This is a genomic window from Janthinobacterium sp. BCJ23, from assembly GCF_059617945.1.
In genome coordinates, this window is the sequence record NZ_JCAQAW010000001.1 from 460,189 (window position 1) to 474,116 (window position 13,928).

13 protein-coding genes and 1 tRNA gene are annotated in these 13,928 nt (G+C 61.8%); 6 read left to right on the forward strand and 8 right to left on the reverse strand.

The window, feature by feature from the left end:
* Positions 1–119: 119 nt before the first annotated feature.
* The 3 genes from AC54AG_RS02075 to AC54AG_RS02085 form a co-directional block, all read right to left on the reverse strand.
* Entirely contained in the window at positions 120–1,439 is a 1,320-nt protein-coding gene (locus AC54AG_RS02075; protein ID WP_072455489.1) for an RsmB/NOP family class I SAM-dependent RNA methyltransferase, read from the reverse strand.
* Between the two features lie 21 nt (positions 1,440–1,460).
* Positions 1,461–2,069 (reverse strand): phosphoribosylglycinamide formyltransferase, encoded by a 609-nt coding sequence (purN, locus tag AC54AG_RS02080; RefSeq protein WP_034747453.1) that lies wholly within the window; start codon positions 2,067–2,069, stop codon positions 1,461–1,463.
* A gap of 156 nt (positions 2,070–2,225) precedes the next feature.
* Positions 2,226–2,624, reverse strand: coding sequence for a barstar family protein (locus AC54AG_RS02085; protein WP_034747450.1), 399 nt, complete (start codon positions 2,622–2,624; stop codon positions 2,226–2,228).
* Between the two features lie 401 nt (positions 2,625–3,025).
* On the opposite strand from AC54AG_RS02085, the gene AC54AG_RS02090 reads away from it, so the two are divergent.
* The 5 genes from AC54AG_RS02090 (at position 3,026) to AC54AG_RS02110 (ending at position 6,891) form a co-directional block, all read left to right on the forward strand.
* Positions 3,026–3,538 carry a glycine zipper 2TM domain-containing protein gene (locus AC54AG_RS02090; RefSeq protein WP_034785134.1) on the forward strand — a complete coding sequence of 171 codons (513 nt, stop codon included), beginning with the start codon at positions 3,026–3,028 and terminating at the stop codon, positions 3,536–3,538.
* A 97-nt stretch (positions 3,539–3,635) separates the two neighbouring features.
* Positions 3,636–4,424 (forward strand): class I SAM-dependent methyltransferase, encoded by a 789-nt coding sequence (locus AC54AG_RS02095; RefSeq protein ID WP_128142140.1) that lies wholly within the window; start codon positions 3,636–3,638, stop codon positions 4,422–4,424.
* 47 nt (positions 4,425–4,471) lie between these two features.
* A complete protein-coding gene (locus tag AC54AG_RS02100; protein WP_496629372.1) occupies positions 4,472–6,238 on the forward strand; it encodes a GspE/PulE family protein in 1,767 nt (588 codons plus the stop codon).
* A 68-nt stretch (positions 6,239–6,306) separates the two neighbouring features.
* Positions 6,307–6,382 (forward strand) — tRNA-Lys (locus tag AC54AG_RS02105).
* Positions 6,383–6,486: 104 nt separating this feature from the next.
* Positions 6,487–6,891, forward strand: coding sequence for a hypothetical protein (locus AC54AG_RS02110; protein WP_496629373.1), 405 nt, complete (start codon positions 6,487–6,489; stop codon positions 6,889–6,891).
* A gap of 14 nt (positions 6,892–6,905) precedes the next feature.
* Here AC54AG_RS02110 and AC54AG_RS02115 read toward each other — a convergent pair whose 3' ends face one another.
* A complete protein-coding gene (locus AC54AG_RS02115; RefSeq protein WP_219327671.1) occupies positions 6,906–7,409 on the reverse strand; it encodes a hypothetical protein in 504 nt (167 codons plus the stop codon).
* Positions 7,410–7,412: 3 nt separating this feature from the next.
* Positions 7,413–8,459, reverse strand: coding sequence for a lysozyme inhibitor LprI family protein (locus AC54AG_RS02120; protein ID WP_496629374.1), 1,047 nt, complete (start codon positions 8,457–8,459; stop codon positions 7,413–7,415).
* Between the two features lie 175 nt (positions 8,460–8,634).
* Between AC54AG_RS02120 and AC54AG_RS02125 the strand changes: the two genes are divergently transcribed.
* Positions 8,635–10,782, forward strand: coding sequence for a prolyl oligopeptidase family serine peptidase (locus AC54AG_RS02125; RefSeq protein ID WP_496629375.1), 2,148 nt, complete (start codon positions 8,635–8,637; stop codon positions 10,780–10,782).
* A 59-nt stretch (positions 10,783–10,841) separates the two neighbouring features.
* Here the strand turns inward: AC54AG_RS02125 and AC54AG_RS02130 are convergent, their stop codons facing one another.
* The 3 genes from AC54AG_RS02130 to AC54AG_RS02140 all read right to left on the reverse strand — a co-directional run bounded on the left by AC54AG_RS02130 (position 10,842) and on the right by AC54AG_RS02140 (position 13,834).
* On the reverse strand, positions 10,842–12,134 hold the full coding sequence (locus tag AC54AG_RS02130; protein WP_496629376.1) for an MFS transporter: 1,293 nt from the start codon (positions 12,132–12,134) through the stop codon (positions 10,842–10,844).
* A gap of 168 nt (positions 12,135–12,302) precedes the next feature.
* Positions 12,303–13,034, reverse strand: coding sequence for a BON domain-containing protein (locus AC54AG_RS02135; protein ID WP_496629377.1), 732 nt, complete (start codon positions 13,032–13,034; stop codon positions 12,303–12,305).
* A 104-nt stretch (positions 13,035–13,138) separates the two neighbouring features.
* The gene (locus AC54AG_RS02140; RefSeq protein WP_496629378.1) at positions 13,139–13,834 is read right to left on the reverse strand and encodes a hypothetical protein; all 696 of its coding nucleotides are present in this window, start codon (positions 13,832–13,834) and stop codon (positions 13,139–13,141) included.
* Positions 13,835–13,928: the final 94 nt, after the last annotated feature.

Consider the following 13,928-nt stretch of genomic DNA (forward strand, 5'->3'; position numbering starts at 1 on the left):
TGGAATCTGGAAGGTGGTGCGGGAAAACAAACGGGCGGGGTGCCCACAGCCTGCGCCAGACTGGCTGGCGCAAGTGCATGGCCACCGCTGCGATGCTGCAGCGATGGCCGGTGACAAACTTATTCGGCTGGCTCGGCGTCAACGTCGTCGGCCGGTTTTTCATCGGCGTAGACTTTTTTCGGCATGACCTTGCGCTCGAACACGGCGGCGAAGAAGCCGTCGGTCTGGTGCAAGTGCGGTAACAATTTCAGGTAGTCGCCCATTTCCAGCTCGATCTTCTGTTCGGCCAGCACCTTGTTCATCGGCACCAGGGTGAAGTCCGGATGGGCCGCCAGGAATTGCTCGGCGATAAAATCGTTTTCTTCGTTCAGGAAGCTGCAGGTGGCGTACACCAGACGGCCGCCGCCCTTGACGAGGCGTGCCGCGCCGGCCAGGATGGCTGCCTGCTTGGCTTGCAGCTCGACGATCGAGTTCGGCTGCTGGCGCCATTTCACGTCCGGATTGCGGCGCAGGGTACCCAGGCCGCTACATGGGGCATCGACCAGCACGCGGTCGATCTTGCCGGCCAGGCGCTTGATCTTGGCATCGCGCTCATGCGCGATCTGCACCGGATGCACGTTCGACAGGCCGCTGCGGGCCATGCGCGGCTTCAGCTTGGCCAGACGCTTTTCCGACACGTCGAATGCGTACAAACGGCCCGTGTTGCGCATCAGCGCGCCCAATGCGAGCGTCTTGCCGCCCGCGCCGGCACAGAAATCGACGACCATCTCGCCGCGCTTGGCGCCGACGATTTGCGACAGGATCTGGCTGCCTTCATCTTGCACTTCGATGGCGCCACTCTGGAACAGGGGCAGGTTTTGCAACGATGGCTTCTTGATCACGCGCAAACCCAGCGGCGCGAACGGCGTTGGCGTGCTGAGGATCGGCGCTTCGGCCAGGGCCAGCATCACGTCGTCACGCGTGGCCTTGAGCGAGTTCACGCGCAAGTCCAGCGGCGCCGGCGCGTTCAGCGCATCGGCCAGCTTCATGGTTTCCGCTTCGCCGAACTGGGCGATCAGCTTGTCGAACAGCCAGGTCGGCATGTTGGCGCGCATGTTCGACGGCATCAGGCTGCGGTCGATCTGCGTGATGCGTTCCAGCCATTCCACTTCTTCTTCCGTCAGGCCGCCCAACGAATCGGCGCCCACCGCTTCGGCCAGGCCGAGGATGGTCAAACGGCGCATGGTCGGGCCACTGCCCGCTTCGGCGAAGTCCGTGAAGAACGATTTGTTGCGCAGCACGGCATAGATGCCTTCGGCGATGGCGCCGCGTTCGCGCGAACCGAGGCGCGGATGGTCGCGGAAATAGCGCGACAGGGTGGTGTCGGCCGGGGCCGTGAAACGTAAAATTTCGCGCAATACTTCTTCAGCATTGGCAAGTATCGCTGGTGGCAATCTCATTGTTATTCTTTCTGTAATATTTTATTGAGGGTCCACGCGGACCTGGCCATGCTCGACTGACAGTTTATCGTCAATGAACAGGCGGATGGCGCGCGGGTAAAGCAGATGTTCCTGTACCAGCACGCGCGCCGATAAGCTCTCTTCTGTGTCGCCTGGCAAGACGGGGACTTTCGCGCTTGCCACGGCCGGGCCATGATCGAGCTCGGCAGTCACGAAATGCACGGTCGCGCCGTGTTCCGTTACACGAGCCTCGAGCGCTTGGCGGTGTGTCGCCATGCCCGGGAACAGCGGCAGCAGCGACGGGTGGATATTGAGCATGCGCCCCGCGTAATGCTCGACGAAGGGCGGCGTCAGGATGCGCATGAAACCGGCCAGCACGACCAGGTCGGGGGCAAAACCGTCGATCACGGCTTGCAGCGCCGCATCGAACTGTTCGCGGCTGGCATAATCCTTGTTGGCAACGACTGCGGTCGCTATCCCATGTTCCGCGGCAAAAACCAATCCCTGGGCATCGGCCCGGTTACTGATGACGGCGGCAATACGGGCTGGCCATTGCTCGGCTTGCGCCGCGCGTACGACCGCTTCCATGTTGCTGCCGCGTCCGGAAATGAGGATAACGATATTTTTCATAGCGCGCATTGTACCCGCTATGGCGATGCGAACCAAGAAAGGCCGGCGATATTGTTGCGCCGCAACATACTCGCACAATAAGCGCTTTCGCCGGACAATGCTGCCTGCCAAGCCGGAAAAAGGCTGATTTTACGCTACCACAACGAGAGTAAGTGTTTACTCGAACGAATAGAAGACGCGGAACGGGACTTTCTTCTCGGCCCAGTAGTCGGCCGCGTCGCGGAACACGTCGAGCAGGATCTCGCGCGCCTCCTTGTCGAATTTTTGCGTATTTGGCAACTGCTCGAGCACCACCAGGAAGCCTGTCTGCGTGCCCGCCTTGAACATGGTGTCCGTCAGGCACAGGCGCAAGGCATCGAAATTCTTCGCCAGGTTTTTCGGAAACAGGAATGCTTCTGCAATAATGCCGATGACTTGTTGTTTGGTCTGTCCAGCGTTGCAATGCGCATATAAAAAGTGCTGCCCGAGACGGATCGCCTCGTCTTGTAATTCGGTCACGCGAAAGGCACGGATGGACTGGACAAGGTTGGGCGGCACGGTTAGTAACAAACTCATTTTTCCCTCAAATCGACCTGTTATGTATGGATCTCTTCTAGCTGCTCTTCTTATTGCATCCCCGCACGCGGGTCAATGCGCACGCGGTGATTCGATCTGTATCAACTTTTATGCGATTCAGTACGATTTTATATAAGCCATACGCGTATTAGGGTAACGTGTTGTCCTGCATGAATCAACCCGAATATGATGTCAAACGCAAGATTTGTTACAAACCGCTGGTTTCAAGTCATTTCAACATCTTGTATCGATTGAAAGTGCATGTTACAGACTGTGGGGCAAGGGACTTGGGCTGTTACATTTTGTTGCCAGCCGAAACACTTGTCCCGGTCTGGCGGGATTACTATAGTCCCAAGTTGTAAAAAATACCCTGAAAGATTCTCTAGATAACGAGGTTACAAATGAACTTGCAAGCCAAATTGATGATGTCAGCCCTTTGTATCGGTGCATTGCCACTCGCCCAGGCCGCCGACTTTGAAGATTTCGGCAAGGTCGTGCGCGTCGTGCCGCAAGTCGAACAGATCAACCGTCCACGCCAGGAATGCCGTACAGAATACGTGCAAGTCCAGGCGCCGCCGCAACAGCGCAGCGCTGGCGGCTCCATCGTCGGCGGTATCGCTGGCGCCCTGCTCGGTAGCCAGGTCGGTGGCGGCAATGGCCGCACGGCCGCGGCAGCCGCTGGCGCGATTGCCGGCGCCGTCGTCGGCGACCGTGTCGACAACCAGAACAATTACCAGGGTGGCATGCAGGAACAAGCCGTCAAGCAATGCCGCCAGGTCGACCACTGGGAATCGCGCAACAATGGCTACCAGGTCACCTACGACTACCGCGGCCGCAACTACACGAGCATCATGTCCTACGATCCGGGCGAGCGCATCCGTCTGCGTGTATCGATCGAGCCCGCACAACAGTAAGAGTAGCAACCGGCCCATACCATGCCAGCCCCAGCGGCTGGCATTTTTTATGGCGCTCCGGCACGGGCTATAATGCGGCACACTTTCAGGCCGCCTTATGCTTATCAAACGAAAATCCATCGAACAAGTCGAATCCTCGCGCCCCGCGCGCAAGCCCCGCTACGCCCCTGTCACCCTGTCGGAAATGGATGGCGTGCGCTATCTGCATTTCGGCACGGAATGGGTGCAGGGCGCCATGCGCATCCGCAAGCCGGACTGGCCGGAACTCGAATACGCGCAGCAGATGATGGCGTGGATGCTGTGGATCGAGCAACCGCAGCGCCTCGCCCAGCTGGGTCTGGGCACGGCCGCGCTGACCAAGTTCTGCTACCGCCAGTTCCCGCAGGCGCAAGTCGAGGCCATCGAACTGAATCCGTCCGTCATCACCATCTGCGAATCGATGTTCAAGCTGCCGCCCAACGACGAGCGCCTGCACGTGCGCGAGATGGATGCGCTCGACTACGTCAACGACGACGCCAATCACGGCACCCTGGACGCCCTGCAGGTGGACTTGTATGACGCCACGGCGCGCGGTCCCGTGCTCGACAGCGCCGATTTCTATACCGCCTGCTGCGCCTGCCTGGCGCCGCACGGCATCATGACGGTCAACCTGTTTGGCGACCATCCCAGCTACGCGAAAAACATCAAGGCGATGAAGTTTGCGTTTGAACAGGTGATCTGCCTGCCGGAAGTCCATGATGGGAACGTGGTGGCGATCGCGTTCAAGACGAAAGTGGCACTCGATGCCGAAGCGCAAGCCGCCCTGCTCGAGCGCGCCAAGCAGATCGTCGCCGAGACCAAGCTGCCCGCCAAATCCTGGGTCAAGGGCATCGTCAGCACCCTGTAACCGCCGGCCTGTCCAGGCAAGGCCGGCAGCCTGGAAAGGCGCCGGCCATGCCCGCTTCCCCTCCCCCCTCTTCCACCTCGCCCGACACGCCGCTGGAACTGCCGCAACTGCTGGCCTGGCTGCAGGAAGACGGCTTGCTCGATGCGGTGCAGGCGGCCGCCATCGGCACCCAGGCCGCCCTGCTGCCGGCGCCGGCCTTGCATCCGCTGTGCAGCATCGCCCACGGCGCACTCACGCTCGACACCCTGTGCGCGTGGCTGGCGCAACGTTCAAGCTTGCCGTATGTGCGCATCGATCCCCTGCACATCGATTTCAGCCAGGTGGCCGACGTCATGACGGCCGGCTATGCGGCCCGTTTCAACATCCTGCCCGTGGAAAGCACGCTTGACCGCATCGTCATCGCCACGGCCCAGCCGTATGCGCTCGCCTGGCAGGCGCAGCTGGGGAATCTTGCGCCACGCAAGCTGAGCCTGGTCATCGCCAACCCGCTGCACATCGCCGACGCCATCGCGCAATTTTTCAGCCTGGCCAGTTCCGTCAAGGTAGCCAGGCAAGCGTCCACGCAAGACCTGGCGCTGCGCCACAATTTCGAACAACTGGTGGAACTGGGGCGCAACAAGACCAGCCTCGACGCCAACGACCAGCACGTCGTGCGCATCGTCGACTGGCTGTGGCAATACGCGTTTGCCCAGCGCGCTTCCGACATCCACCTGGAACCGAAGCGCGACGCGGGCCTCGTACGCCTGCGCATCGACGGCCGCCTGCACCAGGCCTATCAATTGCCGCCCGTCGTACTGCTGGCCATGACGGCGCGCATCAAGTTACTCGGACGCATGGACGTGGTGGAAAAGCGCCGCCCGCAAGATGGCCGCATCAAGACGCGCAATGCGCAGGGCCAGGAAGTCGAACTGCGGCTGTCGACCTTGCCCACGGCCTTCGGCGAAAAGCTCGTCATGCGCATCTTCGACCCGGAAGTGGCCGTCAAGAGCCTGTTTGACCTGGGCTTTCCGCCGGCGGATGCCGAACGCTGGCGCCAGCTGACGGCGCGCACGCACGGCATCGTGCTGGTGACGGGCCCCACCGGCTCGGGCAAGACCTGCACGCTGTACAGCACCTTGAAGGCGCTGACCAGCAGCGAAGTCAATGTGTGCACGGTGGAAGACCCCATCGAAATGGTTGAGCCGGCCTTCAACCAGATGCAGGTGCAAACCCAGGCCGGCATCGAACTGTCGTTTGCCGATGGCGTGCGGGCGCTGATGCGGCAAGACCCCGACATCATCATGGTGGGAGAAATCCGTGACCTGGCCACGGCCGAGATGGCCATCCAGGCAGCGCTGACGGGCCACCTGGTACTGTCGACCCTGCACACCAATGACGCGCCCTCGGCCGTCATGCGCCTGCTGGAACTGGGCGTGCCCGCCTATCTGCTGGAAGCGTGCCTGATCGGCGTGCTGGCGCAGCGATTGCTGCGCTGCCTGTGCGCGGGCTGCAAACAGCTGGACGAGGCCCCCGACGCCGCGACATGGCAACGCCTGACGGGCGGCCAGCTGGAGCGGCCGGCCGCCGGGTACCGCCCCGTCGGTTGCGCCCTGTGCCGGCACAGCGGCTACCTGGGGCGTGCCGGCATCTACGAACTGCTGAGCGTGACGGAAACGTTCGGCCAGCTGGTCAAGGCCGGCGCCGACCTGCACGCGCTGCGCCGCCAGAGCATCCTCGACGGCATGACGCCGCTGCGCATCGCCGGCGCGCGCAAAATCATCGATGGCACGACCAGCATCGACGAAGTGCTGAAACTCACGGCTGCCCTGCACTAGCCGACCAGCACTTTCTCACAGGAATGCTTTGCATTCTTTTTCAACTGATATATAATGCGGCCTCTTTCGGGTCGTTAGCTCAGCTGGTAGAGCAGCGGACTTTTAATCCGTTGGTCGCAGGTTCGAATCCCGCACGGCCTACCACGAATGCGCAGTACTAAAAAGCCCATCCTCACGGATGGGCTTTTTTCGTTTCCGGCCCTCGCGGTTATACTGGCTCATCGTCTTGCCAGCCCTGAAAGAAACGCATGAAACTTGCTGCCGCCCTCCTCCTGGCCACCGCCTGCCTGTCCGCCCACGCGCAAACGCAAACACCGATCGTGCTCGACGGCCAGTACAGTGCGCGCACGGACGAGATGAGCTTGGAGATCATCGGCAAGCGCGTCTGCTTTGCGCCCGACAGGGCGCAGTGGGGCCGTCTGCCCCGGCCTGCCGCCACACACGATGCGTGGTTCTGTTTTTCCAACGATGGCGAGGCGCGCCGGCTGCTACGCGTGCCCGCACGCCAGACCGACAATTGCGGCTGGCAGGCGCGTGCGCGCATCGTCATCGACAGCTATCAGCCATATGTGGAGCAAGGCGACGGCAACGACATGGCGCGCCTGGCGTCGGTCATCAAAGTGGCGCAGCCGAACGCCATCGCCTGCGAGTAGTAAGTTTACCTACGCTAGTCCAGTTCGTATTCCTGCAAATAACGGGCAAACAGTTCCCCATCGGATAGCGGACACGCAAACCCCGCGCCCCAGTCGGCCAGCAGCAATTGCTCTTTCAAGGGCAGCAGCAATAGCTCGGGCATGGCGTCGCTGCACCACAGGTCGCACACGATGCCCTTGTCGTCTAGGCCGGCAAACAAGGTCTCCGTGTTCTCGCCGCCAAAGGCCAGCACGTTCTTGCATTCCACGCGGTAAGTGCTGTAGCCCGTGTAGACGGCGTCATACGGCGGCAAGGCGTCGGCCAGCGCCAGCCGCAGCTGTTCCATCGTGAGGCCCAGCGCACCCATCTGCGACGGCGGCGCCTCGGGCACGTACATCTGCGTCCAGCCGGCACCGCTGCGGTGCGCGTCGGCAAACGCCTCTTGCTCGCCCATCTGCGTCAAACAGTGCTGCAAGTTATCGAGCGGCAGCAGTTCGATCATGCAAAAATCGTCTTCGTGGTAGTACGCTTCCCGCATGTTTTAGTTCTCCAGCAAGTCTTGCAGTTGTACATTGCGCCGCGACGTCAGCATGGCCGCCCAGGTTTCGCTCGTCACGGATGGATAGCGCACGGCGCCAAAGTTCATCCAGGCATCGCGGTACACCAGCCACAGGCGCTGGGTGGCGCGGATGCCATCCTTGCTCACGGCGCCCGCATGGGTTTGCGCCGGCTTTTTCATCAGCTTGCCGTAGATGGCGTTGAGCTCCTTGTCGAGCGCCGCCGCCTGTTCCTTGGACATGCTGGCCGGCAGCTTGCCCGCTTCGTACTCGCGCAGATCGTGCGCCAGCAAATCGAGCTCGGCCATGCGGGCGGCGATGCTCAGGGCGGCGCGCGCCGTGCCGCTCAAGTCCGTTTCATTGGCCGCACGCGCATCGGCAAACTTGCTTGCCGCCGCCTGCAGCTTTTGCAGCGACGCTTGCGCCACGGCCGGCATTGCTTCGCTGACTTTGGCTGTCGCCTGCCCGCGCACTCTTTGTTTCTGGCGCGCATCGATGGCGCTGCACACGCCCATCATGTAGCCGCTCCTGATGTCGTCGCACAGGTCGATCATGCCGCGCCCGCTGGCATTGATCTGCTGCAAGTGTTCAATGCGGCCCCGCATCTCGGCGGGCGCCGCATCGATGCTGCACGCATACTTGAGCGCCAGCAATGGGTCTTTTTGCACGCCCTGTCCATTCTGGTACAGCATCATCAGGACGGCGCTGTTTTGCGTGGCCATGGCGCAATGGCGCACGGGACGCCAGTCGGCCGGCTTGGGCGAGGACATACTCTTGGTATCGTAATACAGGTCCGTTGCCTGGCATTGCTGCAGGGACACCACGGCCGATGGCGCCGGCAGGTCGGCGGGCGGCGGCGCCGCATCCTTGACCTTCAGGCAGCCTGCATACCAGGCCGTGCTTTCCGCGTGACCGACGCCCATGGCGCTCGTGTTCGGGTAGGGAGCGGGTGCGGCGGCAAAAACCGGGGCCGCCAGCAGGCAGCTCGCGCCCAGCAATATCGTTTTCAATAAGGGTAGACTAATTTTCATGGCCGGCCACAGGTAGCGTCAGTAAAAGAACAAGTTTAACTGATCAGCCATGGCGCACCCGCCCGATACGTTGCCATCCTGCTTGGTAAGTAACGGTACCCAGCCTTGGCAGTGCAGGAAAGCATGGGCAATAATGTTGCCCGCTGTACTTTTTTCACTACTCCGGACCACGCCCATGACCTCACCCCGTCTTCGCCGTTCCCTCGGCTCCCTGCTGATCGCAGCGGCCTGTGCCTCGCTTGCCCAGGCCGCCGATACCAAAGCCAACACCACAGTTGCCGCTACGCAAACGCAAGCCAGACACGCCATTACGCATGAAGACGTGTGGCTGATGAAACGGGTGGGCGCGCCCGTCGCCAGCCCCGATGGAAAGTGGGCCGTGTTTTCCGTGGTCGACAGCGCCTACGATAGCAAGGAGCAATGGTCGGACCTGTGGATCAAGTCGCTGCTTGACGACAGCCCCGCGCGCCGCCTGAGCTATTCCAAGGGCGGCGAAAGCGCCGTGGCCTGGTCGCCGGACAGCCGCCAGTTGGTCTTCGTTGCCAAGCGCGACGGCGATGAAGCTGGACAGATTTACCGCCTCGACGTGGCCAACGGTGGCGAAGCGCAACGCCTGACCTCGCTCACCCTGGGCGCGCGCATGCCGAAATGGAGCCCGGACGGCAAGCAGTTGCTGTTCATCAGCGATATCTATCCAGGCAACAAGACGGAAGCCGACGTCAAGCAAAGCGCGAAAGAACGCAAGGAGCGCAAAGTCAGCGCCCGCTCGTATGAAACGACGGCACCGCGCTATTTCGACAAATGGCTGACCGACAAGCAGGTGCGCCTGTTCGTCGTTGATGCGCAAGCGGACGCCAAGCCGCGCGACATCCTGTCGGGCACGCAACTGGTCACCCTGCCGGGCTTTGGCGGCGGCCAGGGCGACGAAGGACAATCGCTGGACGCCGTCTGGACGCCGGACGGCAAGGCTGTCGTCTTCAACGCTGCCACCAACCGCGACGCGGCCCAGCGCGAAGCCGTCGTTTCGCAACTGTATTTGCTGCCTGTGGCCGGTGGCGAAGCGCAGCGCTTGACGCAAGACAAGCACAGCTATGGCAGCCTGAAATTCGCGGCCGACGGCAAGACCCTGTTCGCCTTGAGCGACGCGGAAACGCCAGGCAAGGTGTATGACGTGAAGCGCCTGGCCAGTTTCGCCTGGCCGATGAGCAACCCTGCCCCGACCATCCTGACAGCCAAGCTGGACCGTTCAATCTCCCGCTTCGTGCTGCCCGAAGGCGGCAAGCGCGTCATCTTCAGCTATGAACATGCGGGCCTGGAAAAGCTGTACTCGATCGACGCCAAGGGTGGCGACGTGCGCGAGGAGCCATCCTTGCCGACGGGTACCATCAACTCGCTGAGCAGCGGCGGCAAGGCCCTGGTCGGTGTGTGGGAGTCGTCCATCAACCCACCGGAAATCTATGCCTTCAACGGCAAGCAGCCGAAGCGCCTGACGGCATTCAACACGGACAAGGCCGATAAAATCGATTGGCAGGCGCCCGAGCACTTCTGGTTCACCACGGCCGACGGCCGCAAGATCCACAATATGCTCGTCAAGCCGGCCAATTTCGATCCGAACAAGAAATACCCGCTGTTTACCGTCATCCATGGCGGCGCGGCCAGCATGTGGCGCGACCAGTTCGTGCTGCGCTGGAACTATCACTTGCTGGCCAAGCCAGGCTATGTCGTGCTGCTGACGGACTACAAGGGTTCCACCGGCTATGGCGAGGAATTCTCGCGCTCGATTCAATTCGACCCCTTGAAGGGTCCGGGCGATGAAGTCAACCAGGGCGTCGATGAAGCCATCAAGAAATATCCATTCATCGACGGCACGAAACTGGCCGCCGGCGGCGCCAGCTATGGCGGCCACCTGGCCAACTGGCTGCAGGCGACCACCACGCGCTACAAGGCCATCGTCTCGCACGCGGGTGAAATGGACCTGATCATGCAGTGGGGCACCAGCGATGGCGGCTTCGGCCGTGAAACGAATGCGGGCGGCCCCGTCTGGTCGAACTTGCCCGTGTGGCGCGACCAAAGCCCCATCATGCAAGCGGGCAACCACGAAAAAGGCACGGGTTTCACGACACCGATCCTGATCACTGTGGGCGAGCTCGACTACCGCGTGCCAGCCAACAATGCGCTGATGAACTTTGCCGTGCAACAGCGCCTGAACGTGCCGGCGAAATTGCTGGTGTTCCCGGACGAAAACCACTGGATTTTGAAGGGCGAGAACAGCCGCTTCTTCTATAGCGAAGTCGAAGGATGGCTGGCTAAATATCTCAAATAAATCCTGAAACGTTCTTGATAAACAGAAGCCAGGCTTCGCACACGCGAGCCTGGCTTTTTTCATGCCGCTTGCGCGGCGCTCACGGCCGCCTTCTGACGCTGGATCGCCAGCACCATCAGCGCGGCGACGAGGCAGGCGGCACCGGCCGCGAACAGGGCCGGGTTGTAGGTCAGCATCAGGGTGCGGATGCGGCCCGCGCCATAGGCGGCCACGGCGGCACCCAGCTGGTGGCCGGCGAAGATCCAGCCGAACACCATGCCCGCCCGCTCCCGGCCGAACGTGGCCCCCACCAGTTTCACGGTCGGCGGCACGGTGGCGATCCAGTCGAGGCCATAGAACATGGCGAACAGCGACAGGCCGTACAAGGTGAATTCCGAATACGGCAGCCAGAACAGCGACAAGCCCCGCAAGCCGTAATACCAGAACAGCAGTTTGCGGTTGTCATAGCGGTCCGACAGCCAGCCGGACAAGATCGTGCCGAACAGGTCGAACGCGCCCATCATGGCCAGCACGGACGCGGCCGGCACGGCGGACAAGCCCGAATCGCCGCACAGGGAAATGAAATGTGTCTGGATCAAGCCATTGGTGCTGAGGCCGCAGATGAAAAAGGTGCTGAAGAGTATCCAGAAAGTGCGGTTCGCCGCCACGCTGCGCAGGATCACGAACGGCGTGGCAAACGTCATTTTTGCGGCCACTGGCGCCGTCAGGGGCGTGGCCGGGTCGGCGCCATACGGACGCAAGGCAATATCCTGCGGACGGTTGCGCATGCACAGGAAGGCCAGCACGGCGACGATGGCGCAGGCGACGAACAAGGGCATGACGGCCGTGCGCCAGCCGTAGTGCTCGATCAGCCAGGCGCCCACGGGCAGGAACAGCAGCTGGCCCGTGGCCGAACTGGCCGTCAGCACGCCCACCACCAGGCCACGGTGCGTCTCGAACCAGCGGTTCGCCACCACGGCGCTCAAGACCAGCGCCGTCATGCCCGAACCGAGCCCCAGCAGGATGCCCCACAGGGCCACCAGGTGCCAGAACTGCGTCATGCGCGTGGCCAGCAGCATGCCGGCAGCGATCAAGCCCAGGGCCACGCAAATGACATTGCGCAAGCCGAAGCGTTCCATCAGGATGGCGGCAAACGGCCCCATCAAACCGAACAGCACGAAGCGCACGGCCAGGGCCGAGGAAATCTGCTCGGCATCCCAGCCGAACTCGCGGCTCAGAGGCTGCATCAACGCGCCCGGCAAGCCCAGCGCAGCGGACGAGGTTAATGCCGTGAGGAAAGTGATGGCGACGATGACCCAGGCAAAGTGCACGCCGCGCCGCTCCAGCCATTGCGAAAAGGGATAGGAAAGCATGCAGTCCTCATGAGTAAGAGCGAAGAGAAAGAGTGGATGCCGATCAGCATCAGCCGACGGGATTTTTTCCATGTTATATTATGATCGTAATTTATACAATCAAAAAAAACTGGAACCACACTGCTGCGTGCGGCTCCAGTCCTGACTTTAATGCATTACAGAGTGCGCTTATTTCACCTTCAAGCCATTCTTCACATCCGTCACGCCTTCCACGCCACGGGCCAGGTCGGCGGCTTTCTGCACTTGCGCCTGGGATGGCACGAAGCCGCTGAGCATGACGACGCCGTTGACCGTTTCCACGTGCACGTCGAGCGCTTTCAAGTCATTGTCCTTGACGAGGTCAGCCTTGATTTTCGTGGTGATGACGGAGTCGGCCACGGCCGTCTTGGTACTGCCGGCCGCGTTGCGCGTCACGCAGGCGGCCTTGGCCGTCGCATCCATGGCGTCGCAGTTTTCCTTCGTCGTGGCGGGCGGATTTTGCGCCACGTTGGTGCCGGCCCTGGCGCCCGTGTTGGCATCGGCCAGCGCCGCCGTTTTCGCTGCCTTGGCATCGTTCATGCACGATGTCTTGTCGGCGCCCGTCTGGTCGCCGCACTTGGCCTTGGCCAGGTCATACTCGGCATTGGCGACGTCCTTGCGGGCCTTGCCCAGTTCGCGCGGCGTGTTGCGGTATTGCGCCACAGCATCCGATTCGGCCTTGGCGCGCGCCACCTTGGCTTCTTCCACGCAGACTTTTTTCGCGTTGCCGCTCTGGGCGTCACAGGTGGCCTTGGCCTGCTTGTAGTCGGCCGTTGCCTTGTCCGTCAAACTCTTGTACGAGGCATCCTGCGCATACGCTGGCGTGGCGGCAAGCAGGGCGCTGGCACTGGCGGCCAGCATGAGTGCGATCATTTTGTTCATGATGGTTCCTCTCTGGTTAGTTGATGCCCAGATTAGACCCCTGCCGGAAGCAAAGCTCCGTGCGACAGCACACGCTGACCGTCCATTCACATAAAAATCATCGTTTATTTGTCGCCGCTCAAGCCTTTTCGCCACAATACTTGCGCCTGTTCAAATATTGAAGCGGGCCCATCAAATACACCGGCGCCATCGGCCAGCGCCAGCCATGCCTGCGTGGCGTGGGAACCGCCTGCACCGCCGCCCGCAGCCTCGCCGCCATCGCGCACGCCGCGCATCCAGGCCAGTACATCTTGGTACTGCCCCGGGTGGCGCCCATGCATCCAGGCCAAGGCCACGAGGTCCGCATAGCCCTCTTCGCGGCGCGTCTCGCGCAGCTCCTGCGCCAGCGGTGTCAACTTGCCCCGCTGCATGCTGCGCGGCTCGACAAAGCCGCGTGGCAAGGCATGCCAGTCGCCCTGCGCATAGCGCTGGCAATGGCCGATCTCATGCGCCGTCATCGCTTCCATCATCAGGCCGTGGCGCGCGGCCGGTACGCCCTGCAAGACACTGTCCGCCTGCGCATTGCCGCGCAAGGACAGCACCAGTTTGCAGCGCCCTGCTTCGTAGCCCAGCGCCAGCGCCACGGCGCCGGGCGCATCCTGCGGCTGCACGATGATATCGATGGGCAAGCCTTGCGCACGTGCAAACGCGATGACGGGTTGGCCCGCCTGCAGCCAGCGGGTTTCCAGATCGGTGAGCTGAGCGGCAGCCACGGCAGGCAAAGCAAGGGACACACTTAACAGCGAGAACAGTTTCAACATGGGATCAACAGGAGAAATGGGGATTTACTACTGCAGAGTAAGCGGTGAAAATATTTCCACAAGGAAAAACTGGCAACTTTTCATAAATAAAGAC

Bases quoted from the DNA above. Each gene is read 5' to 3' on its own strand.
- AC54AG_RS02140 (WP_496629378.1), bottom strand. From the start codon at position 13,834: ATGTTGAAACTGTTCTCGCTGTTAAGTGTGTCCCTTGCTTTGCCTGCC.
- AC54AG_RS02130 (WP_496629376.1), bottom strand. From the start codon at position 12,134: ATGCTTTCCTATCCCTTTTCGCAATGGCTGGAGCGGCGCGGCGTGCAC.
- AC54AG_RS02095 (WP_128142140.1), top strand. From the start codon at position 3,636: ATGCTTATCAAACGAAAATCCATCGAACAAGTCGAATCCTCGCGCCCC.
- AC54AG_RS02075 (WP_072455489.1), bottom strand. From the start codon at position 1,439: ATGAGATTGCCACCAGCGATACTTGCCAATGCTGAAGAAGTATTGCGC.
- AC54AG_RS02125 (WP_496629375.1), top strand. From the start codon at position 8,635: ATGACCTCACCCCGTCTTCGCCGTTCCCTCGGCTCCCTGCTGATCGCA.
- AC54AG_RS02115 (WP_219327671.1), bottom strand. From the start codon at position 7,409: ATGCGGGAAGCGTACTACCACGAAGACGATTTTTGCATGATCGAACTG.
- AC54AG_RS02085 (WP_034747450.1), bottom strand. From the start codon at position 2,624: ATGAGTTTGTTACTAACCGTGCCGCCCAACCTTGTCCAGTCCATCCGT.
- AC54AG_RS02135 (WP_496629377.1), bottom strand. From the start codon at position 13,034: ATGAACAAAATGATCGCACTCATGCTGGCCGCCAGTGCCAGCGCCCTG.
- AC54AG_RS02100 (WP_496629372.1), top strand. From the start codon at position 4,472: ATGCCCGCTTCCCCTCCCCCCTCTTCCACCTCGCCCGACACGCCGCTG.
- purN (WP_034747453.1), bottom strand. From the start codon at position 2,069: ATGAAAAATATCGTTATCCTCATTTCCGGACGCGGCAGCAACATGGAA.
- AC54AG_RS02110 (WP_496629373.1), top strand. From the start codon at position 6,487: ATGAAACTTGCTGCCGCCCTCCTCCTGGCCACCGCCTGCCTGTCCGCC.
- AC54AG_RS02090 (WP_034785134.1), top strand. From the start codon at position 3,026: ATGAACTTGCAAGCCAAATTGATGATGTCAGCCCTTTGTATCGGTGCA.
- AC54AG_RS02120 (WP_496629374.1), bottom strand. From the start codon at position 8,459: ATGAAAATTAGTCTACCCTTATTGAAAACGATATTGCTGGGCGCGAGC.